The organism is Corynebacterium sp. 22-2729 (assembly GCF_053479475.1).
Map to the genome: position 1 here is coordinate 34762 of NZ_JBRBCA010000001.1, position 21823 is coordinate 56584.

The window sequence follows — 21823 nt, forward strand, 5'->3', positions numbered from 1 at the left end:
GCAAAGACAATGAGCTCCACACGCGTAAGCGGCGACCCACTGGGCGAATCCGAACTCCTGGTTGCGCTGCAGAAGCAGCTGACTGATAAGCCGGGAGTTCTCCCAGTCGCCCGGGGGATGAGCCATTTCGGCGAGCACGCCCTCGGCTGGATGGGCACCGCTGCCCTGGGGTACAGCCTGGCCACTGTCCGAAACAAGCCCGCCGATGGCCCGGAACGCCGCGGCTGGCTGACCATGGGGGTCAGCGCCTTTATCGCCCATGCGGCAAGCGTGGTGCTCAAGCGCATCGTCCGCCGTCCACGCCCGCATGATCCGCGGATTAAGATCGGCGTCGGAACACCCTCGAAGTTGAGCTTCCCCTCGTCGCACGCGACCAGCTCCACCGCGGCCCTCGTGGCCTTTGCCCAGTCGGCGAACAACCACACAGGGGCGCTACCCCTGGCTGGTATCCCAGCGATGGCGCTGTCCCGCATGGTGTTGGGCGTACACTATCCCTCTGACGTAGCTCTCGGAAGTTGCATCGGTGCTGCCACGGCCATTGCCGTGCGCAGGGTTGTCGATGGGGGACGTGGGGGCGTCACAAAGAAGAACAGTGAGGAGAAAAGCCAGTGAGCGAACAGCGTAGCGAAGGCCGACCAGAGCCGCTGATCGGCGCGGAGCCGCACACTTCCGGGCTGGAAGATCCGAACCAGGCGACCAGCACCGCCACCGACACGAAGAAGTTGCGCCCGCCGCGCAACCTGCCGGAGGCGATGATTAAAGCTCTGCGCCCGAAGCAGTGGGTGAAGAACGTCCTGGTGATCGCGGCTCCTGCAGCTGCCGGTGGCGACATGCTCTTCCACACCCGCGTTCTGCTGGATGTGCTGATCGCCTTTGTGGCCTTCTGCCTGGCGGCCAGCTCCATCTACCTGATCAACGATGCCCGCGACGTGGAGGCAGACCGCGCGCACCCGACCAAGCGCTTCCGCCCGATCGCGGCAGGCGTGCTGCCGGTGGGGCTGGCGTATGCGATGTCAGTGGTGCTGATCATCGCGGCGATCGGCGGCTCGCTGCTGGCCTCGTCGGGTACGAACCTGGCGATCGTGGTGGCTGTGTATATTGCGCTGCAGCTGGGCTATTGCTTCGGCTGGAAGCATCAGCCGGTGATCGATATTGCGCTGGTGAGCTCCGGTTTTATGCTGCGTGCAATGGCCGGTGGCGTGGCGGCGGCGATTCTGCTGTCGCAGTGGTTCCTGCTGGTCGCGGCGTTTGGTTCCCTGTTCATGGCTGCCGGTAAGCGCTATGCGGAGCTGAAGCTTTCTCTGCGTTCGGGCGCGAAGATCCGTAAGTCGCTGGAGAGCTATACCCCGACCTACCTGCGCTTTGTGTGGACTTTGGCTGCGACCGCTGTGGTGCTGAGCTACGCGCTATGGGGCTTTGGCCTGGCACAGACGGTGGAGTCTGGCGTGGCGGCCGTGTGGTACCAGGTCTCGATGGTGCCGTTTACGATTGCGATTCTGCGCTACGCGGCTGATGTTGACCGCGGTGAGGGTGGCGCGCCGGATGAGATCGCTCTGGAGGATCGCACTTTGCAGCTGCTGGCACTGGCATGGCTGTTCTGCGTGGCGATGGCGGTGTACATCGTGCCGCTGTTCTAGGTACTTCTTTAGGTTTTTTGACGCCGACTTGTCCGCCGTGGGCAGTCGGCGTTTAACACATTTAGGGGTAAAACCCGGTGGCGTTCTGCGGCAGATGTGCTCTGTGTGACTCAGGAGCATGGGGGAGAAGGGGGAGAGAAAGAGATTCGGAAGATGTAGCGCTTTGGGGGCGGGAATCGATTATTACTTTGAGGGAGAACGTAAAGATTTGGTAACGTACACCCATCTTAGGTTTCGGGGTCGCCCTCTGACCCCGTGATTTTTTCGTTTCAAGACTGTTGTTTCGCGACTGTTTAGGACTACATGAACACGACTATGAAGACTAAGGGTCTGGGAGCCAAGCTCACCGCCTTCCTGGTTGCAGTTGCCACTGCGCTGGGTATGGCAGTGGTCACGGCTCCTTCGGCTGCAGCTGATAACCGTGGCTACCTGCGTCCGGGCTGCCACTGGAGCAAGCACAAGTACTACCTGCAGAACTGCTGGGTTTACTCCCCGGCAATGGGCCAGAAGATCCAGGTGCAGATCAAGCCTGCTTCCCGTGGTGGTAGCGCTGGCGTCTACATGCTGGATGGTCTGCGCGCACGCCAGGACTACAACGCATGGGTTTGGTCCGGTAATGCTGTAAAGAAGTTCGTCAACGACAACGTGACCCTGGTTATGCCGGTCGGTGGTCAGGCGCAGTTCTACACGGACTGGATGGGGCCGTACCGCGGTACTGGTGGCCCGAAGAAGCCGCGTTGGGAGACCTTCCTGACTCGCGAGCTGCCGGGCTACCTGCAGCGCAACTTCGGCGTGAGCCCGACCCGCAACTCCATTGTTGGTCTGTCCATGGGCGGTACCGCTGCGATGAACCTGGCGGCATGGCACCGTAATCAGTTCAAGCAGGCTACCTCCCTGTCTGGTTACCTGAACCCGACTTGGCCGGGTATGTACGCCGGAATCCAGTACGCAATGAATGATGCTGCTAAGGGTGCCAACATCTGGGACATGTGGGGCAGCCCGGTTGATCCGCGCCGTTTCCGCAATGACCCGACGGTTCAGGCTGGTCGTTTCAGCGGTATGCCGCTGTACCTGGCTGCTTCCGGTGGTGTGCCGTCTCGTGGCGAGAAGTTCCTGGAGAACCCGCGGGGCGTTGCAGCAGGCATCGGCTTGGAGTGGATGGCACGTACGTCCACTGCGAAGTTTGAGATGGCTGCCCGTGCAGTTGGCGCACGCCCGGTCGTGAGCTACCCAATGACCGGCCTGCACGCATGGCCTTACTGGGATGCGGAGCTGTCCAAGGCTCGCCCGCACATCCTGCGCGCACTGGGCGCATAGCCTGGAGTTGCCTACGGGCGCTATTTAAAGCCGCCGCCTGAGGTGCTGACCTTTAAGGTCAGATGCCTTTGGGGGTGGCTTTTTTGTATGCCTGGGTTTGTATGTATGGGTGGGGTGTTGAGTGGGGTAAAAGGGGGAATGTCGCTAGAACGGGAAAGTGCTACACCTGCAAAGTGTGCATGCGATTGGCTCAACGTGCTGACCTGCGGTTTTATGGTGGTGAAAATGATTGGCTGTAACAGATTCCCGTTTTAACGACATTCGGGTGCGGCGGATGCGTGGTGGCGTCAAAAGAAAGAATCACAAGAGCCACATAAGTAACAATGGCAACATGCTAGGCTAACCCTAAAGTAAAACTTTAAATGTTCCGCGTGTTGTCCATGTGAAAACGCTTTTGCTTGCCATAATTGCTCACGTGCTAGCAGCGAAACTGTGGGTGCCAGCTACAAATCAAAAAGTAGAACCCCCACAGATCGCGATAGACGAAAACGTGAATAGAGAATGGCCACAAAAGCGATCGGTGAAGTCGAAGCAGGAGGGGAACCTGCTCCGGCCAACACTCGCTGAAAACAGCACTTCAAACCTCACACGGCTAATCACGGCCAACACAGGCTAGAAGTAGCGCTGAAGCGCGCCCGACCTAGCCAGACCACAATTCAACACACTCAAAAGAAGCAACAGAAAGAATAAAGACTATGCGCCTTGCAGCGAACCTCTCCCGTCGCACTCGCTCCGCCAGCAGCAAGACCGGTAGCAAGAACAGCAGCATCCTCGGCCGTAAGAGCACGGCCCTCCTGGCTCTGCCGCTTTCCGTTGCACTGGCAATGCCACTGATGCCATCCGCTACTGCTCAGAGCCCGCTTGGCGGCTCGATGGGTCCGGGCTCCGGCACGAGCTACCTGGACCCGGACAGCATTCCGAAGCGTACGCCGCGCCAGGTCACCGAGCAGAACCTGCAGGGCCTGCCGGAAGGCGTCAGCGTGGATCGCGTCGAGTGGATCACTGAGCGCTGGGCCAATGTCTATATCAATTCCGCCGCAATGCCGGGCAAGCCGATCAAGGTACAGATTCTGCTGGCTCGCGACTGGTACTCCCAGCCAGACCGTAAGTTCCCGACCGTTTGGGCTCTGGACGGCCTGCGCGCCCGCGAGGACGAGTCCGGCTGGACCCTGTCCACCAACATCGCCTCCCAGTACGCCGACCGTAACGTCAACGTGGTCCTGCCCGTCGGTGGCGAGTCCTCCTTCTACACCGATTGGCAGAAGCCGGACAATGGCAAGCACTACAAGTGGGAGACCTTCCTGACCAAGGAGCTGCCCGCTGTGCTCCGCGAGGGGTGGCGCGCCAACGAAGACCGCGCGATCACTGGCCTTTCCATGGGCGGCACCGCCGCAATGAACCTGGCTGAGCGCTTCCCGAAGATGTGGAAGTTCGTAGGTTCCTTCTCTGGCTACCTGGACACGACCTCCTACGGCATGCCGGAAGCTATCGCCTACGCCACCAAGGACGGCAACGGCTACGACGCAAAGAAGATGTGGGGCGATTACGGCTCTCAGGACTGGATCGACCACGACCCGAAGCTGGGTGTGGACGCTCTAAAGGGCATGACCGTTTACGTCTCTGCGGGTAACGGCAACGCGGGTAAGTATGACAAGCCGGGCTCCATCCCCGGCCTGCCCGCCAACATGGCAGGCTTCGGCCTGGAGGCAATGTCCCGCATGACCACCGAGACTTTCGTGAAGCGTGCCAAGAAGGCCGGCATCAAGCCGATCACTGCTTTCCGCCCCTCGGGTACTCACGACTGGCCGTACTGGCAGTACGAGATGATTCAGGCATGGCCGCACATCGCGAACGCCCTGGGTATTCCGGAAGCTGACCGCGGTGCAAAGTGCCAGGTCGGCGGAGCTATCGCGGAGAACATTAAGAACGCTCCGAACATGGGTGCCTGCATCTCCAACGAGTACGACGCTAAGGACGGCGGCAAGGTACAGGACTTCCGCGGAGGCCGCGCCTACTGGTCCCCGAAGACCGGTGCCCACTTCGTATGGGGCCGCATCGGCGCCCGCTACGCTTCCATGAACGGCCCGGAGTCCTGGCTGGGCTACCCGACCTCCGAGGAACACGTCATCGCTGGTGGCCGTGGCCGCTTCACCTCCTTCGAGAACGGCGCGATCTACTGGACCGCAGAGACCGGCGCCTTCGCGGTGCCGAAGGACTTCATCGACGAGTGGGGCAAGACCAAGTGGGAGAACGGCCCGCTGGGCTTCCCGATCGCAGACGTTGAGAAGGTCGGCGACAGCTACATGCAGAAGTTCCAGAACGGCGTCATCGTTCGCAACAAGGACAATAAGACCAACTACGTCCAGGGCAAGATCGCTGAGAAGTACCTGCAGCTGGGCGGCGTGACCTCCAAGCTGGGCAACCCGACCAGTGGCGAACTGGCCATCAAGGGCGGTCGCTTCACTCAGTTCGAACACGGCAACATCTACTGGTCCCCGACCACCGGCGCGCACGTGATCTACTACGGAAACGTGTTCGACGAGTGGGGTAAGAACGGCTGGGAGCAGGGCAAGCTCGGCTACCCGACCAGCGACCACGAGGACATCCCGGCGGGCGGAACCCAGATCAAGTTCCAGCACGGCGAGATCCGCGAAGTCAACGGACGCGTTGAGGTGCGCTAACTGTGGGCGTCACAAAGAGTAGGAAGGCAACTGCAATCACCGGTGCTGCATGCGCGGCGCTGCTGTCGCTCGGCACTTTGACGGCCTGTGGTGGCGATGAGACGGTCGATAACTCAGCTGACTCGACAACGGTACCTTCGGTGACGGAGTCCACCTCGGAGACTGCAAAGTCTGGAGAGTCTGATGAGTCGGACAAGTCGGACAAGTCTAAGGACGATGATTCTGACTCTTCGGACAGTAGCGACGCCCCGTCGTCCGCTGCTGAGGGCGGTGGCGCACCGGCACATGATGGCGCCGTTGACGAGGTAGATGAAATCCCGTCTGGCACGCAGCGCAGCGATAAAGACAAGGACTTCCTGAAGCGCTTGAAGGACGGCGGTGTCGACCTGGCAAAGGCTGATGATGCAGCAGACATCGGTGGCCTGGAGGACCAGGTTATTGCCGCTGGTCACGCGCACTGCACCGCGGAAGGCGGCGGCAAGGAGGACGTCTACACTCCGCTAGCTGCAGGCCAATTGCAGACTAATGGCGTGATCGACGGAGACCCGAAGAAGGCCGAAGACGCAATCCGCGAGGCTGCGAAATCAGCGTATTGTTAATGGTCACTTGTATCCCATTAACCGACTTGCCTTACAACTAGGAAGTTATGAAAAAGGTCTTAACGATCCTTGCTGCTCTGGTCGTCCTTGCGCTCATTGTCGTGGGCGTGGGGAATTGGCTGCTTACAAATGACGGCGCCGGCGGTCCTAAGCCGGGGAAGCCGACGCCGCCGCCTAGCTCGGAGGCGCAGAACCCGCCCGGTTGCGTGGATGTCGAAGTACTGGCTGCGCCGGGTACTTGGGAATCGTCGCCCAATGACGACCCGTTGGCGCCTCACTCACATCCGCGGTCGCTGCTGTTGAACGTCACCCGCCCGCTGGCTGATGAGTTCGACCCCAGCAAGGTGAAGGTATGGACTCTGCCTTACACTGCCCAGTTCCGCAATATGAATGCGCAGGGTGAGAAGAGCTATGACGATTCGCGCAATGAAGGCTTTGGCCGGATGAAGGAGGAGCTGCGCGCAACCCATAAGGCCTGCCCAGCAACGTCCTTTGTGCTTGTCGGCTTTAGCCAGGGTGCTGTGATCGCTGGTGATTTGGCGGGAGAAATCGGCAATGGGCGTGGCCCGGTTCCGGCCAATTCTGTTTTGGGTGTATCGCTGATCGCTGATGGTCGCCAGGAGCTCGACAAGGGCAACCTTGTCGGTGCGAAGGGGATTCGCGGGACGGGTGCGGAGATCGCACTGAACCCGGTAAGCGGTCTTATCCAGGGGATCGTCCCCGGGGCGACGATGCGCGGCCCGCGGCCGGATGGCTTTGGCGAACTCAACGATCGAGTGAACAACTACTGTGCCCCTGCCGATCTTATTTGTGACGCCCCAGCGAATCTGGGCAACGCTATCGTCCGAGCCAAGGATTTGGTGGCCGCCAACGCGGTGCACGCTGAGTATGCGACGAATGGAAAGGTCGTGGAGGGGCAGACCGTGCCGCAGTATATCGTGGGTTGGGCTCGCGGCCTGATTAACGAGCGGCTGGGGAAGTAGCTCGGCACCCCGCGACTGTGGTGCGTGGTCGCGTTAGCGCTTGCTGGCGTTTTGGTGCGGGGGCAACCGTGACACGGCAATTCGAATTTGCAGGGTAACGATCCTGCCTGCCGGTACGATGTGTTTTACAAGTAAAACTAAATGCTTATTGCGTTAGAGCTATGCGACTAGCGAGAAACTAGTTAAAGCAAGCGGACAACAAGCGAACGACAAGCGGACAGCAAGTAGACAACAAGTAGAGGAGACCACGTGGATATCACTGCAGCAATGGGTCAGTTTTATGACGAGCAGGGCAACATCAACGTCCCTGATCAGATGACCCTTTCCGGCATGTGCGAGATGCTGTACACCATGGCGCAGATGGACGGTACAGCAGAAAACGTGTTGATCCGCTACTGGGACTTCTCCGAATCGCGCGAGGGCAAGGTGCATGAGATTACCCGCGCGCAGGTCAATACTCGTATCAAGGCCGTGTGCGTGCGCTTGCAGCAGATCGCCAAGCCCGGCGACCGTGTGGCCATTTTGGCGAATAACTCCCCTGAGTACATGTACGCCTTCCTTGGCGCCATGTACGCCCGCATGGTGCCGGTTCCGCTCTACGATCCTAACGAGCCGGGTCACACCGGTCACCTGACAGCTGTGCTGGGTTCCTCTGAGCCGACTGTTGTACTGACGAACAAGCGCTCCGCCACGGCAGTGCGCAAGCACTTTGCCTCCATCCCCGCCACCGAACGCCCGCGCGTGTTGACGATTGACGCCCTGCCGGATGCGCTGGCGGAAGACTGGGTCAACCCGATGGCCGCCATCATGGCGGATCCGTCACTGGCTCCAAAGTCCAGCGAAGAAGCTTTCTTGCAGTACACCTCCGGCTCCACCCGTACCCCGGCGGGCGTGGTGCTTACGCACAAGTCGATCGTCACCAATGTGTTGCAGATCTTTAAGGCCGTGAATCTGAAGTCCCCGCTGCGTCTGGTTACCTGGCTACCGTTACACCATGACATGGGTGTGATCCTGTCTGCGTTCGTCATCATCCTGGGGCTGCCCTTTGATCTGATGTCCCCACGCGACTTCATCCAAGATCCGGCCCGCTGGGTTCGTCAGCTTAACCGGAAAAGCGAGGATGAGAACGTCTACACCGTCGTTCCCAACTTCGCGTTGGAGCTGGCAGTGCGCTATGCCGACCCGGCAAAGGTCGCCGACTTGGGTGAAGTCGACCTGTCCACCATCGATGGCATCATCAATGGCTCGGAACCGGTGCACCACAGCTCCGTACAGAAATTCCTGGATACCTTCGCCCCTTATGGGCTCAAGAGGGAAGCAATGCGCCCGTCCTATGGGCTGGCAGAGGCAACCCTGATCGTCACCACCCCACAGACCGATGAGCGTCCGCTGACGAAGTGGTTCAAGCGCGATGAGTTGTCCGCGGGCACGGTAGTGGAAGGCTCGGAGGACGACGCAGACAGCCTCTCCCTAGTTTCCCTCGGCCAGGTGTGCGAACCGCAGGCAATCGCCATTGTGGATCCGGAGTCGGGCAAGGAACTTGCCGATGGCCAGGTGGGCGAGATCTGGGTACACGGCGACAACATGGCCGCGGGTTATCTGAACCGTCCTGAGGAGACCGAGGAGACTTTCCGCAACCACCTGCCTATGGCCAACCGGCTGGAGTCCGGTAGCCGTGCAGCCGATGTCCCGGAGGACAAGTGGATGCGCACTGGCGACCTGGCCGTCATTGTGGACGGCCACCTATTTATCACTGGTCGCCTGAAGGATCTCATCATCGTCGCTGGTCGTAACCACTACCCCCAGGACATCGAGGCCACCGCAGACGAGGCGACGGAACAGACCGCCCCGGCCGTCATCGCCGCTTTTGCCGTGCAGGCCGGGGACGCTGGAACGGCGGGCGCAGGTGCCGACGGGGAATCCGTTGAGGGGCTAGTCATCATCGCCGAGCGCGACCCGGAGGCCGCTGAGGCGGACGACGCGGAGGCTATTGAGGCTATGCGCGCTGCCGTAACTGCCACCCACGGCGTGCAGCCCTCGGATGTACGCATCATCGCGCCGGGCGCTTTGCCGCGTTCCTCCGCCAACAAGATCGCCCGCCGCGTGGCAGCGAAGGCGTATCTGGAGGGCACGCTGGACGCTTAATCCATAAAGCGACTTCGGCGCGTTAAAATATGGCGCTACGTTAGGACTCACTCACGACCCACACTAAGCCTTATCGAAGGCATTAGGTACGAAAGGAATCGGCGACTTTCCATGGCAGACAACCAGCAGGACGCCCCCTCGGCGGACCAGCACTCTCGCCCCGCAACGATCCAACAGATGCGGGACTGGTTACGCACCTGGGTCGCGGATACCACTGGTCTGGACGCCACGGAGATCGCCGATGAGCGTTCAATGCAGGATTTCGGCTTATCCTCTCGCGATGTCGTCGTCCTTTCCGGTGACCTTGAGCGCCTGCTCGGCACCCACCTAGACGCCACGATTGCCTACGAGTTCAACACCATCGCCGCACTGGCAGAGCACCTGATGAATGGTCGCGGTACTGGTGCGGTTGTGGGTAGCGACGCCGCAGGCTCCGTAACCGGTGCTTCCGCCGCAGGCGGGCCATTGCCGCTTGGCCAGCGCGATATTGCCGTGGTTGGCATGGCTGGCCGCTACCCCGGCGCCGAGAATGCGGATGAGATGTGGGAGATGTTCTGCAACTACCGCTCCGGCGTGGGCGAACTGCCCGCCGGTCGCTGGTCGGAGTATTCCCGTGATCCGGAAATGACGCGCCGCATGGAGCAAGCACAGCTGACCGGTGGCTATATCGAAGATATTGCCTCCTTCGACGCGGAGTTCTTCGGCCTGTCTCCATTGGAGGCTGCGAATATGGATCCGCAGCAGCGCATGATCCTACAGCTGACGTGGGAGGCATTGGAAGATGCACATATCCCTGCCAACCAGCTGCGCGGTAAGCAGGTCGGCGTGTTCATGGGTAACACCAATAACGACTACGGCATGTTGATCTCCGCCGATCCGGCGGAGGCGCACCCCTATGCCCTGACGGGTAATTCCAGTTCCATCATCGCTAACCGCGTGTCCTATGCCTTCGATTTCCGGGGGCCTTCCGTGGCAATGGATACGGCCTGCTCGTCGTCGCTAGTAGCAATTCACCAGGCGGTGCGCTCCTTACGCGATGGTGAGTCTGATGTTGCTGTAGCGGGTGGCGTCAACCTCCTGTGCAGTCCCTTTGCAACGGTGGCGTTTTCCGAGCTTGGAGTGCTCAGCCCGACGGGTGGTATTCGTGCGTTCAGTGATGATGCAGACGGCATTGTGCGTTCCGACGGCGCTGGTGTGGTCGTGCTGAAGCGACTGGAGGATGCGCGCCGCGATGGCGATGACGTGCTGGCTGTGATTAAGGGCTCGGCGGTGAACTCCGATGGACGTTCCAACGGCCTGACCGCCCCGAACCCGGATGCACAGGTCGACGTGCTGCGCAGTGCATACGCCGATGCACGGATCGCCCCGCAGTCCGTGGACTATGTGGAAGCCCACGGCACCGGAACGATCCTGGGCGACCCGATTGAAGCAACTGCGTTGGGTACCGTTTTGGGGCGCGAACGCGACATTGCTGAACCTCTGCTGCTGGGAAGTGCGAAGACGAACTTCGGACACACGGAGGCTGCCGCGGGTGTCGCGGGCGTCATGAAGGTCGTGATGGCAATGCGCGAGGGTGTGCTGCCGCCGAGCCTGAACTACACGGGGCCAAACCCCTATATTGACTTTGACCGCGAGCACTTGGAGGTCGTGGAGGATCCGCGCGAATGGCCAGAGTATTCCGGCCGCGCCGTTGCGGGCGTGTCCGGCTTTGGCTTCGGCGGTACAAATGCGCACGTCGTGATCGCCGCACCAGACCTAGAGGAAGAAGCTGCGGCGGGCGTGGGCAGCACCGCGGGCACCGTCGGCGTTGCTCCGATCGGTCTAGACCATGCAGACGCAGCGGGTGAGGCCCCGCGCGTTCTGCTGCCTGTGAGTGGTTTGCTGCCTTCCCGACGCCGCGAAGCCGCCGCAGCGCTGGCCGAGTACCTGGAGCAGAACCAGGAATCCTTTGCCGAGCCAGAGCAGCTTCGTGGGGTGGCCATGGCGCTGGCAGGCCACAATCATGGCCGCTCTCGCGGCGTGGTTTCCGCAGCGACGGTCGAGGAGGCCATCGCCGGGCTACAGCGCATCGCTGCAGGTAAGCAGAACGCGACGGCTAAGACAGCTGACTCTCCGTCGGCCAACGGCCCGGTGTGGGTGTTCTCCGGCTTCGGTTCCCAGTTCCGCAAGATGGCCAAGGATTTGTACGAGCTATCTGAGTTCTTCGCCGCGCGCCTGGATGAGCTGGATAAGGTCGTGCTGGCCGAATCCGGCTGGTCTTTCACCGACATGGTGCTGGACGATGAACAGAACTACGACACTGAGCGCGCCCAGGTGGGCATCACCTGCGTCCAGATTGCGCTGAATGACCTAATGCGAGCGCTGGGCACGAAGCCCGCCGCTGTTGTCGGCCAGTCGATGGGTGAGATCGCAGCGGCCTACGCCGTGGGCGGAATCACCGCCGAAGAGGCCGTACGAACCGCTTGCCACCGTGCCCGCCTAATGGGCGAGGGCGAGCGCCTCCTCCCAGAGGACAAACAGGGCGCCATGGCGGTTGTCGAGTTCGGAGTAGAGGAGCTAGCCACCTTTACCGCCGAACACCCGGAATATTCCCAGGTAGAGCCTGCTGTGTACGCCGCGCCGGGCATGACCACCGTCGGCGGGCCCGCCGAGCCGGTGCAGAAGCTCGTCGAATACCTGGAAGGTGAGGGCAAGTTTGCCCGCCTGCTGAAGGTAAAGGGCGCGGGGCATACCTCGATGCTGGATCCGATCCTGGGCGAGCTGCACTACGAGATCAGCGACCTGGATCCGCAGCCCATCCACACGCCTCTGTACTCCACCGTGGATCGTGGCCGTGTGTACACCCCGGGCGAGGTCGTTCACGACGCCGAGTACTTCCTGCGCTGCACGCGCCAGCCGGTCTGGTTCTCTGAGGCAACCGGTAAGCAGTTCGACGATGGTTATCGCACCTTTATCGAGTTCTCCCCGAACCCGGTGGCGCTAATGCCTTTGATGAATAACTCCTTCGCCCACAACGCCAGCGATTCCAAGCTATTGTTCCTGCTCAAGCGCAAGGAGCCAGTGTCCCAGACCTTGCTATCCACCCTCGCGGAGCTTTATGTGCAAGGCGCGGATCTCAACCTGAAGGCCCTGGCCGCTGGGTCCCGTACCCCGCAGGATCTGGCGACGGTTAAGGCCGGTGCGCGTAGCCCGCTGCCGAAGGTGCCGGGTACGCAATGGAACCTGCAGCGCCACTGGACCAGCGCCCGCCCCTCCTCCGGGCCCGCTGTGGACTTGCCGGGCACCCGCGTGAACCTGCCCGACGGTCGTGTGGTCTTCAGCGTGCCCGCCGAGGACGTGCCCAGCATTGCGCTGCTGGCCGAGGCCGCGGCTGAGGCGCTGACCGGTGGCGATGCAGGACAGGCCACCGTAGCCGCCACCCGCGACCACGCCCCGTTGCCGACTGCCGGCCAGCTCACGACCATCGCCTCCGGTTCGTTGGGCGGTTGGTCGCTGTCGATCTATGCTGCCGATGCGCCCGGTGCGCAGGCAATGCCGCTGGTTGCGGAGGTATTCATCGCCACTCTTGGTGGTGTAGCTGAGGGTATTGGAATGGACGCCACCAAGGCGCCAGGAACCGCCGATTCCGGCGTGGCGCCGGCGGCTCCCGCTGCCCAGGCGCTGGCAAAGGAGAGCGCGGGCAACACATTGCCGGAAGTTGATGAGACCGCGGATCGCTGGGATCCGAGTTCTGGCGAGTCCGCCGGTGATCGCCTGCGCGCGATTGTCTCCGAATCCATGGGTTATGACATTGAGGACCTGCCTGGTGAGCTGCCGTTGATCGATCTGGGGCTCGATTCCCTGATGGGCATGCGTATTAAGAACCGCGTGGAATACGATTTCGATCTGCCTCCACTGCAGGTTCAGACACTGCGCGATGGTTCGGTGGACGACGTGATTGCGCTTGTGGAGCAGATGATCGCGGAACGTCACTCGGGTGAGAATGCTGCTGCCGGTACTGCTGACACGGCTGCCGGCGGAGAAGGTGGCGTCGCCAATAACAATGGTGAAGACAGCGACGGCAGAGACAACGACAGTGACGCAGCGACCGATTACACCGCGACGGGCGGTGGCGTAGCGCCGCGCGACGCCAGCGAGCGACTTGTCTTCGCTACCTGGGCAAAGGTAACCGGCAAGGCTGCTCCGGGCGTGACTAGTGAGCTACCGAGTATCGACGAGGAACAGGCTCGTGGCATCGCGGAACGTCTTTCCGAGCGTTCGGGTGCAAAGGTCAGCGCGGAAGATGTACTGGCCGCCGACACTTTGGAACCGCTGAGTGAGAAGGTGCGCAGCAGCCTGGAAAGCGAAGTCGAGGGCAATATCCGTGTCCTGCGTGCACGCCCTGAGGGCAGTACTCGACCTGCGGTGTTCCTGTTCCACCCGGCAGGCGGATCCTCTGTTGTGTATGCGCCCCTGATGCGCCGCCTGCCGGAGGACGTTCCGGTGTACGGCGTGGAGCGTCTGGAAGGCGAGCTGGCTGATCGTGCGGCCTCCTACCTGGAGGAGATCATCGAGCTAGCCGACGGCCAGCCGGTCGTGTTGGGCGGTTGGAGCTTCGGTGGTGCCCTGGCTTATGAGGTCGCTTACCAGTTGGGTAAGCGTGCTGCCGCGGGGGAGCCGAGCGTGGAGATCCAGCGGATTGTGCTGCTGGATACCGTGCAGCCAAAGAACCCCGCTCCGGATACTAAGGAAGAAATGCACGCGCGGTGGGATCGCTATGCGGCCTTTGCCCAAAAGACGTATGGTCTGCCGTTAGAGGTTCCGCACGAACTGCTGGATCAGCAGGGCGAGGGCGTGATGATGCAACTCTTCCAGCAGTTCCTGGCATCGCCGGAGGCGAAGGGTATGGGGTTGCCCGCGGGCGTTCTTGAGCACCAGCGCGCCAGCTTCGTGGATAATCGCATCCTGGAATCCCTGGACTTCGGTGCATGGGCCGACGTGAAAGCGCCGGTCACGCTGTTCCGCGCGGAGCGGATGCACGACGGTGCGATCGAGCTCGAACCAGCGTACGTCGAGATTGCCGCAGACGGTGGCTGGGGCGCGATCGTCGAGGACCTGGAGATCATTCAGCTGCGTGGCGACCACCTAGCTATTGTGGACGAGCCAGAGATCTCTAAAGTGGGACGCGTGATCGCCACACATATTGAGGACGGCGCTTAGTCGGTCCAGCGCCGACCTAGAGCTGAAACGCAGACGGCGAATAACGAGATAGCTCCTTTAGAGGGCTTGTCGAACACGAAGGGACTTTCACTGTGACTGCTGCCGATGAGGGAGCAACCGCCGCAAACGGCACCGAAGCCACCGGCACAACCGCCGAAAAGCTGGCGGAACTGCACCGCAGGCTGGAACAGGCGCAGGATCCGGGCTCCGAGAAAGCAAAGGCCAGGCGCGACAAGGCGGGATTGACGACTCCCCGCCAGCGCATCAACGCGCTTCTCGACGAGGGCACGTTCGTGGAAATCGGGGCGCTGGGGCGCACTCCTGGCGAAGAGGATGCTCCCTATGGCGATGGCGTGGTCACCGGCTATGGCCGGGTTGGCGGACGCACCGTCGCGGTATATGCCCACGATAAGACGGTATATGGCGGCTCTGTGGGTGAGACCTTCGGTAAGAAGGTCTGTGAGGTCATGGACATGGCCATTCGCATTGGCTGCCCGGTGATCGGCATTAACGATTCCGGTGGTGCACGTATTCAGGATGCCGTGATGTCCCTGGCGATGTACTCCGAGATCTCCCGCCGCCAGCTGCCGCTGAGCGGCCAGTCCCCGCAGATTTCTATTCTGCTTGGCCCGTCCGCCGGTGGTGCTGTGTATGCGCCCGTGACCACCGACTTCGTGGTGGCCGTCGAAGGTCGCACGCAGATGTTCGTCACTGGCCCGGCCGTGATCGAATCGGTGACGGGCGAGAAGATCTCGATGGAGGAGCTCGGCGGTGCGCGTCAACAAGCCCGCAACGGCAATGTTTCCTACGTCGCAAGCAGCGAAGAGGATGCCTTCAACTACGTCAAGGATCTGCTGGACTTCCTACCTGCCAGCACCTTTGACGAAACCCCGGAGTTCTGGGCGCCGAATGACGAGCTGACCGAGCGCGACTTTGAGCTCAACGACATCATTCCGGATGACCCGAACGCGGGTTACGACATCATGGAGGTGCTCACCCGCATCTTCGATGATGACAATGTGCTGGAGGTCCAAGGCGACTACGGTTCCAATGTCGTCACGGCTTTCGCCCGTATCGACGGCCATGCGGTGGGTGTCGTGGCCAACCAGCCGATGGAACTGGCAGGTTGCTTGGACGCCGACGCTGCGGATAAGGCTGCGCGCTTTATCCGTATTTGTGACGCCTACAATGTCCCCCTCGTGTGGGTCGTGGACACACCCGGATACATGCCGGGCGTGGAGCAGGAAAAGGCCGGCCTGATTCACCGCGGCGCAAAGCTGGGCTTTGCCACGGTGGAGGCCACGGTGCCGAAGGTGACCGTGGTGGTGCGCAAGGCCTTCGGTGGTGGTTATGCCGTGATGGGTTCGAAGAACCTGGGCGCGGACATAAACCTGGTCTGGCCGACTGCGCAGATCGCCGTGATGGGTGCAGAAGCTGCTGTGGTGATGATGCAGGGCAAGGCCCTGGCTGCGATGCCAGAGGAGCAACGCCCGGCGGCGAAGAAGATGTTTATGGACTTCTACAATGCGAACATGACCAGCCCTTATGTGGCAGCGGAGCGGGGTTATGTGGATTCCGTGATTACTCCGGATCAGACCCGCATCCGCCTGCGTCAGGCTATGCGTCAACTGCGTAACAAGCAGGTGCTGGAGCCGCCAAAGAAGCACACCATTATGCCGATGTAGCTGCCCTTCTTGCCGGGGCGTTTACATCCCGATCTGGGTGCCCTTGGGTAGCTTCAGCTCGTCGGCCTTCACGAAGTACGTCTGCATGGTGCCGTTTGTCATCTCCAGGTGCTCGGAGAGCGCGTCTGGCGTGCCCAATCCGATCTTCTTCGCGGCTTCCTGCAGCTCCTTCGGCGCCATGTTTGCGTCGATGGGCAGCGGGATCAGCGGTAGTCCGGCCACGCGCGGGGTGACGTTAAGCGAGCTCACCACAATGTGAAAATTACCGGTCAACGTGGTGATCTGTCCCGGTCCAGTCCGCTGCCAAATGCCACCTCCAGAGCCTGCTCCCGGAGTCGGGAACTGCACCGAAAGGTTCGTCAGGATCGCCTTGTCGGCGTCGATCCGCAGCGCGGGCTTTGGCCCCTGGGGCGTGGCCTGTTGTACAAGCGACATCTTCACGTGTCCAAGCAGGCGCGTGTTGTCGCTCTTGATCACGTAGGTGCCATTCTGCACAGGTCGCTCGCCCTTGATTGGGCCCGGCGGAGTGAGATCCACCCGCAGGTTCTCCGGCACCTTCGGAGGCGAAGGAGGCGGTGGCAGCTTTGGCGCCGGTGGCAGCTTTGGTGCTGGTGGCAGCTGTGGAGACTGCGGTAGGGGAGGCAGCGGCGGGAGCTGCAGCTGCGCCTCGGCAGTTGGCGACATCTCGACCGCCATCGCTGCCACCAGCCCGCACATCGATGCTGCGGCGACAACGGCCTTGGCAATGCCGCCGCGCTTATGCTGCTTGCTCATCGACCTTCCTTTTCTTGACGCCCTTAGGCGCCTTTTCTTCATCCGTCCACGACAGAGCCAAGGCTCCGCCAATAACGGCGCACAAGGTTCCTATGACAAAGCCACCGATATTCGACATTGGGAGCGCCACAATGCCGAGGATGAGCGCTGCCACGCCAGTGAGTAGTCGAGCGTCGGGCTTAAACCACGTCATGAGGCCTGAGGTAATAAGCAGGGCGCCAATAAGTAGCGTGGATACACCGGAGATCGTGGATACCTGAATAATGATGTTCGATACCTCGAACGACAGGTAGGCCGGAACGATCATGATGATGCCCGACAAAAGCATGAACAGCCCCGCCGCGAAGGGGCGGCCGCGACGCCAGCGGGTGAAGCCACGGGTGTTCTTCACCGCGGCTACCTGGTGCTCCTCTGCGTCTTGAGCGACAGCGGTGTTCGGTGCGCTATCCGCATCGAGATCTGCATCTAGATCTGGGTCGTAGTTCGGATCCAGCTCGGTGGTTGGGTCTAGCTCGGGGTTTGTGCTGGAGTTAGCACTCGGCATTGTCTTTATCCACAATCGCGATCTTGCTGCCACCTGCGGTCATCTTATCCGCGGACAGAGAGGTCGCCTCGATGCCTTGCCCCTTCGCCGATAGGGAATCGGCGAAGATTCCCCAGCCGCCATCGGGCGCATCTTTGTCTATCTTGCCCGCGTCCACACCAATCTGCGGGTTCTTCAAGGTCAGGTCACCGGAGAGCTTGCGGGCGCCGATCAGCATATTGTCGGCGGAGAAGTTCTGACCTGGAACGGTCATTTGGAACTTCTTCTCGCCAACCCCAGGAAGGTTAATCGGGGCAGTCATGCAGACATCCGTTACCTTGGCATCCTTGATGCGCAGGCGCGAGATTGCTTGATCACCGTTGTGCATCTTGTCAACGTCGGTGAATAGGTCAAAGCCCTTGCCATCCAGTTCCCCAACTTCCATGTTGAAGATGGTGCCGGATAGTGCCAGGTGGGCGGATACGCCGCCCTGGGCGACTGCGACGCCCATGCCGGCTGTGGCTAGCAATCCCACGCCGAGAATCGATGCGAATCGTACTTTACGAGTATGTCCCATGGGAGTGATCTTAAACACACATCGGAGCGAAAGGAGGTTTTTTATCTAAAAAAATGTATTGGTTTAAATAATTTGGAACCCCAATGCGAACAAAGCTCTCATTTTTAGTTCACGCGCTAAGTGTTTGCTGAAAGGGCTATGGCTGGCATTGTGGCGTCATTAAGAATCAGCTCTCACTCGTCGCATGGCGGCAAGGGCGGTGACGAGGGCGATAAAGGTCAATAGGATCAGCCACCCGATAAACAGGCCCCAACTGTGGGCAAAGAAGTAGCCGGACACCCAGCCAATGACGGAAGAACCGAGATAGTAGCTCAGGATGTACAGGCTGGAAGCCTCCGCGCGATCCTGCCGCGCGACGTCGCCGACCCATGCACTAGCAATTGAGTGAGCGGGGAAGAAGGTGGCAGTAAACAGCAGCACGGCCACCAAGGTGGTGGGAATGGTCGGGATAAAGGCGAAGAACAAGCCGACCAGAGCCAATGCGATGCACGTGACCACGACCTTGGATTGGCCAAAGCTGTTGACCATCTTGCCCGTGCGGGTGGAGGTCCAGGTGCCCGAAAGGTAGATGATGAAGACCAGGGCAGTCAGTGATTCCGGCAGACCGAAAGTATGGATCAGCCGAAAGGTCATGTAGTTGTACAGGGAGACGAAGCTACCCATCAGCAGGAAGGGCAGGAGGAAGAGCTTCAGCAGGATCGGATCACGCAGATGGTTGGTGAAAGCCTGAATTTCATGAGACAGGGTGATCTTCTTCGGCGTGAAGAACTGCTGCTTGGGCAGAACCCAGGTGGTGAGAAGCGCCATCGAGAATGCGAAAAGGGCGCTCAAGAGTGTGGCGATACGCCAATTAGTGAACTCCAGAGCGATTCCCGGGATGAGCCTGCCGATGAGGCCACCGAGTGAGTTACCGGCAATATAAAAGCCCATGATGCGGGGTAAATAACGGCGATCGATCTCTTCGGAGAGGAAGGCCATTGTCACGGCAGGTACACCCGCCACTGCGATGCCCTGTACAAGACGCACCGCGATGATCGACTGGATCGAGGGGAGTGCAACGAGCGCCAGGGAAAGAATGGTAGCCGCCAGGACGGAAGCTTGGATGACGTGGCGACGGCCGAAGCGCTCCGAAACGATGCTGAGCGGGATGACCATGAGAGCTAGCCCGCCCGTGGTGGCCGAGACGGTGAGTGCCGCCAAGGAAGGGGAGATGCCGAAATCCTCTGACAGAGCCGGGAGGACAGCCTGGGTGGCGTACAGAGCGTTGTACGAAGCCAGACCGGAACAAAGGGAGGCAATCAGCGCCTTCTTGTAGCCCGAGTCCTCCGGAGTAAGGGGGCGGACGTCGGTGGTCACCGCTGTTGGCTCCTTTCTGCGGCTGCTCTTCGGTCGCGTGTTGTTTGATGGCACCCTGCCACACATAGCGTTATACACCCACGCTAATTGGCTACATTCAATAAGCAAGCTTGCTCCCGGCCACCGATGGGGTCCGAAGCTGGGCAATTGCGGGCATAAAAATGCTCCCTCTCGACGAAACGCGAGAGGGAGCTGGCTCAAGCCCTAGGAAACTGCTTAGGCGCCGATGGTGCCGAAGTCATCCTTCCAAGCCACCACGGTGGCCGGGCGGGCGATGGAGTCGCCGCCGTCTGGCCAGTGGGACTTGGAGGTCTTGACGGTAGCTTCCTCGTCCTCACCCGGGTGCTGAACGTTGACAATAACGCGCTTATCGAAGACCAGTGGGCCACAGGTCTCAGCGCCTGCCGGTACGGTCAGGAACTGCTTGGTCAGGCCACGGGAGTCGCCCTCCAGGGCTACAGCGAACAGGCCGTCGTTGGACTCCAGAGCATTGCCGTCGGTGGAAACCCACAGGTTGCCGAAGGAGTCGAAGGTGACGTTGTCCGGGCAGGAGATAGGGGACACCTTGGACTTGTCGAAACCGCCGAAGTAGGTCTCGGCCTCATCTGGGTCACCGCAGACCAGCAGCAGGTTCCACTTGAGTTCCTCGCCGGTGAAGTCATCCTCGATTTCGATGACCATGCCGTTCTTGTTTTCCTTGACCGGGGCGTACTCCTTGACCTCTTCGTAGTCCTTGCCCTCTTCCTGCACGCCGCGGTACTTGTTGTTGGTCAGCGAAGCGTAGATCTTGCCGGTGGTCGGGTGCGGCTCGACATCCTCTGGGCGGTCCATCTTGGTAGCGCCGACTTTGTCGCCTGCCTCGCGGGTGAAGACGATGACCTCTTCAGCAGACATGCCGTCCACGTGGGATTCTGCGGAGCCGTCCTCCTTGACGGTAACCAGCTTGATCCACTTGCCGGTGCCGTCGCACTTCTCGCCCTTCGGCGGGTTCTCGGAGTCGAAGTCCTTGTTGTTGCCCTCGAAGGTAGCAACGTACAGGGTGCCCTCGTCCAGGATCTTCATGTTCTCTTCGCGATCCTTGTCGGAGTTACCGCTGCGGATCTTGCGGGAAGAGACGAACTTGTAGATGTACTCGAAGCGGGAGTCGTCGCCGGAGTAAGCAACTACGGTGCCGTCGTCGGTGACGTGGATGTTGGAGCCCTCGTGCTTGAAGCGACCCAGAGCGGTGTGCTTGACCGGGGTGGACTTCGGATCCCACGGGTTAACCTCAACCACGTAGTTGAAGCGGTGTGGTTCGTTCGGCTCCTTGGTTACGTCGAAGCGGTCGTAGTGCTTCTCCCACTGACGCGCAGTCTTGGCATCCTCGATGCCGTAGCGGCTCAGGCGCTCGCGCACCTTCTCGTCCTTGACGTTCTCGCCACCTGCGAAGTACTGGTCAACGTTCTCCTCACCGGAGAGGATGGTGCCCCACGGGGTGACGCCACCGGAGCAGTTGTTGAAGGTGCCCTTGACGATCTTGCCTTCCTTATCGTCAGAGGTCTTCACCAGCTTGTGGCCAACGATCGGACCGCGCAGCTCGAACTCGGTGGTGCCGGTCAGGCGGCGGTTGTACTTGCCCATAACAGGCTTCAGCTTGCCATCCTTGCTATTGCCCTCAACCTCAACAATGGACATGCCGTGGTTGGCCAGCTCGATGTCCACGTGCTCCTTGGAGGGGTTCTCCAGGTCGTAGTCCGGGATCATCTGCTGCGGGGTGGTGTACTCGTGGTTGGAAACCAGCAGGAAGCGGTTGTCCTGACCCTCGATCGGTAGCAGGGCTGCGAAGTCGCAGTTAAAGCCGTACTGCTTTGCGGCGGCCTCGGCGGTCTGCTTGTCTACATCGAACTCAGGAGCGCCCTCGACAACCGGGTCGCCCCAGCGGATAACAACCTCGGACTTGTAGCCAGCCGGAACAACGACCTCGTCCTTGGTGTTCGGCTCGACCATCTCGAACTTCAGGCCGTCCGGTGCATCAACGTCGCCGTTGGAGCCGCCGCCCTTGTTCTCACCGTTGCCACCCTTGGCCTCGCCGTCCTTGCCATTGTCGTCGCTGCAGGCTGCCAGGAAAGAAGCGCCACCGACGGTAACGACTGCTGCGCCACCGGCGCGCAGTGCAGTACGACGGGAGAAGGTTCCCTGGATCAAGTCCATGAAGTAGTTGTTGTCGGACTTGTTGTTGACTGGCTTGGAGCAAGCGTCACCGCACTTGTAAACGCAGGTGCGGTGGGAGCGGCTGGACGTGAAGTCCATCTTCTTCAGCAGGTTACGACCCTTAAGGCCCATGGGGGATCTCTCCTCGATGTTCGTA

Annotated in this window: 14 protein-coding genes; 9 read left to right on the forward strand and 5 right to left on the reverse strand. The window is 60.8% G+C overall.

Translation table 11 applies throughout. The annotated features are described in order from the left end of the window. Positions 1 to 9 precede the first annotated feature (9 nt). The 9 genes from ACUY2T_RS00185 to ACUY2T_RS00225 all read left to right on the forward strand — a co-directional run bounded on the left by ACUY2T_RS00185 (position 10) and on the right by ACUY2T_RS00225 (position 16246). Positions 10 to 612 (forward strand): phosphatase PAP2 family protein, encoded by a 603-nt coding sequence (locus ACUY2T_RS00185; RefSeq protein WP_448306833.1) that lies wholly within the window; start codon positions 10 to 12, stop codon positions 610 to 612. Further along, complete coding sequence (locus ACUY2T_RS00190) at positions 609 to 1637, forward strand: decaprenyl-phosphate phosphoribosyltransferase (RefSeq protein ID WP_448306835.1); 1029 nt, start codon at positions 609 to 611, stop codon at positions 1635 to 1637. Before ACUY2T_RS00185 ends, ACUY2T_RS00190 begins: the two co-directional genes overlap by 4 nt. 303 nt (positions 1638 to 1940) lie before the next feature. Beyond that, entirely contained in the window at positions 1941 to 2954 is a 1014-nt protein-coding gene (locus ACUY2T_RS00195; RefSeq protein ID WP_293790481.1) for an alpha/beta hydrolase, read from the forward strand. A gap of 695 nt (positions 2955 to 3649) precedes the next feature. After that, positions 3650 to 5635, forward strand: coding sequence for an alpha/beta hydrolase-fold protein (locus tag ACUY2T_RS00200; protein ID WP_448306838.1), 1986 nt, complete (start codon positions 3650 to 3652; stop codon positions 5633 to 5635). A 2-nt stretch (positions 5636 to 5637) separates the two neighbouring features. Beyond that, positions 5638 to 6234, forward strand: a complete 597-nt coding sequence (locus tag ACUY2T_RS00205) for a hypothetical protein (RefSeq protein ID WP_448306840.1) — start codon at positions 5638 to 5640, stop codon at positions 6232 to 6234. A gap of 47 nt (positions 6235 to 6281) precedes the next feature. Beyond that, the gene (locus tag ACUY2T_RS00210; protein ID WP_448306842.1) at positions 6282 to 7217 is read left to right on the forward strand and encodes a cutinase family protein; all 936 of its coding nucleotides are present in this window, start codon (positions 6282 to 6284) and stop codon (positions 7215 to 7217) included. A 249-nt stretch (positions 7218 to 7466) separates the two neighbouring features. Then, positions 7467 to 9362 (forward strand): FadD32-like long-chain-fatty-acid--AMP ligase, encoded by a 1896-nt coding sequence (locus ACUY2T_RS00215; protein WP_448306844.1) that lies wholly within the window; start codon positions 7467 to 7469, stop codon positions 9360 to 9362. 111 nt (positions 9363 to 9473) lie between these two features. Next, positions 9474 to 14561: a polyketide synthase Pks13 gene (pks13, locus tag ACUY2T_RS00220; protein WP_448306846.1), complete on the forward strand. Its 5088-nt coding sequence runs from the start codon at positions 9474 to 9476 to the stop codon at positions 14559 to 14561. A gap of 92 nt (positions 14562 to 14653) precedes the next feature. Beyond that, positions 14654 to 16246 (forward strand): acyl-CoA carboxylase subunit beta, encoded by a 1593-nt coding sequence (locus tag ACUY2T_RS00225; protein ID WP_448306847.1) that lies wholly within the window; start codon positions 14654 to 14656, stop codon positions 16244 to 16246. Positions 16247 to 16267: 21 nt separating this feature from the next. Here the strand turns inward: ACUY2T_RS00225 and ACUY2T_RS00230 are convergent, their stop codons facing one another. The 5 genes from ACUY2T_RS00230 to ACUY2T_RS00250 all read right to left on the reverse strand — a co-directional run bounded on the left by ACUY2T_RS00230 (position 16268) and on the right by ACUY2T_RS00250 (position 21798). Beyond that, entirely contained in the window at positions 16268 to 17020 is a 753-nt protein-coding gene (locus tag ACUY2T_RS00230; RefSeq protein ID WP_448306849.1) for a hypothetical protein, read from the reverse strand. Beyond that, positions 17004 to 17564, reverse strand: coding sequence for a DUF6114 domain-containing protein (locus ACUY2T_RS00235; protein ID WP_293790504.1), 561 nt, complete (start codon positions 17562 to 17564; stop codon positions 17004 to 17006). The genes ACUY2T_RS00230 and ACUY2T_RS00235 overlap by 17 nt, the downstream gene beginning before the upstream one ends. Continuing rightward, a complete protein-coding gene (locus ACUY2T_RS00240) occupies positions 17551 to 18120 on the reverse strand; it encodes a DUF6230 family protein (RefSeq protein ID WP_293790506.1) in 570 nt (189 codons plus the stop codon). Before ACUY2T_RS00240 ends, ACUY2T_RS00235 begins: the two co-directional genes overlap by 14 nt. A gap of 159 nt (positions 18121 to 18279) precedes the next feature. Beyond that, the gene (locus tag ACUY2T_RS00245; RefSeq protein WP_448307154.1) at positions 18280 to 19542 is read right to left on the reverse strand and encodes an MFS transporter; all 1263 of its coding nucleotides are present in this window, start codon (positions 19540 to 19542) and stop codon (positions 18280 to 18282) included. Between the two features lie 150 nt (positions 19543 to 19692). Next, positions 19693 to 21798 carry a PhoX family protein gene (locus tag ACUY2T_RS00250; protein ID WP_293790510.1) on the reverse strand — a complete coding sequence of 702 codons (2106 nt, stop codon included), beginning with the start codon at positions 21796 to 21798 and terminating at the stop codon, positions 19693 to 19695. Positions 21799 to 21823: the final 25 nt, after the last annotated feature.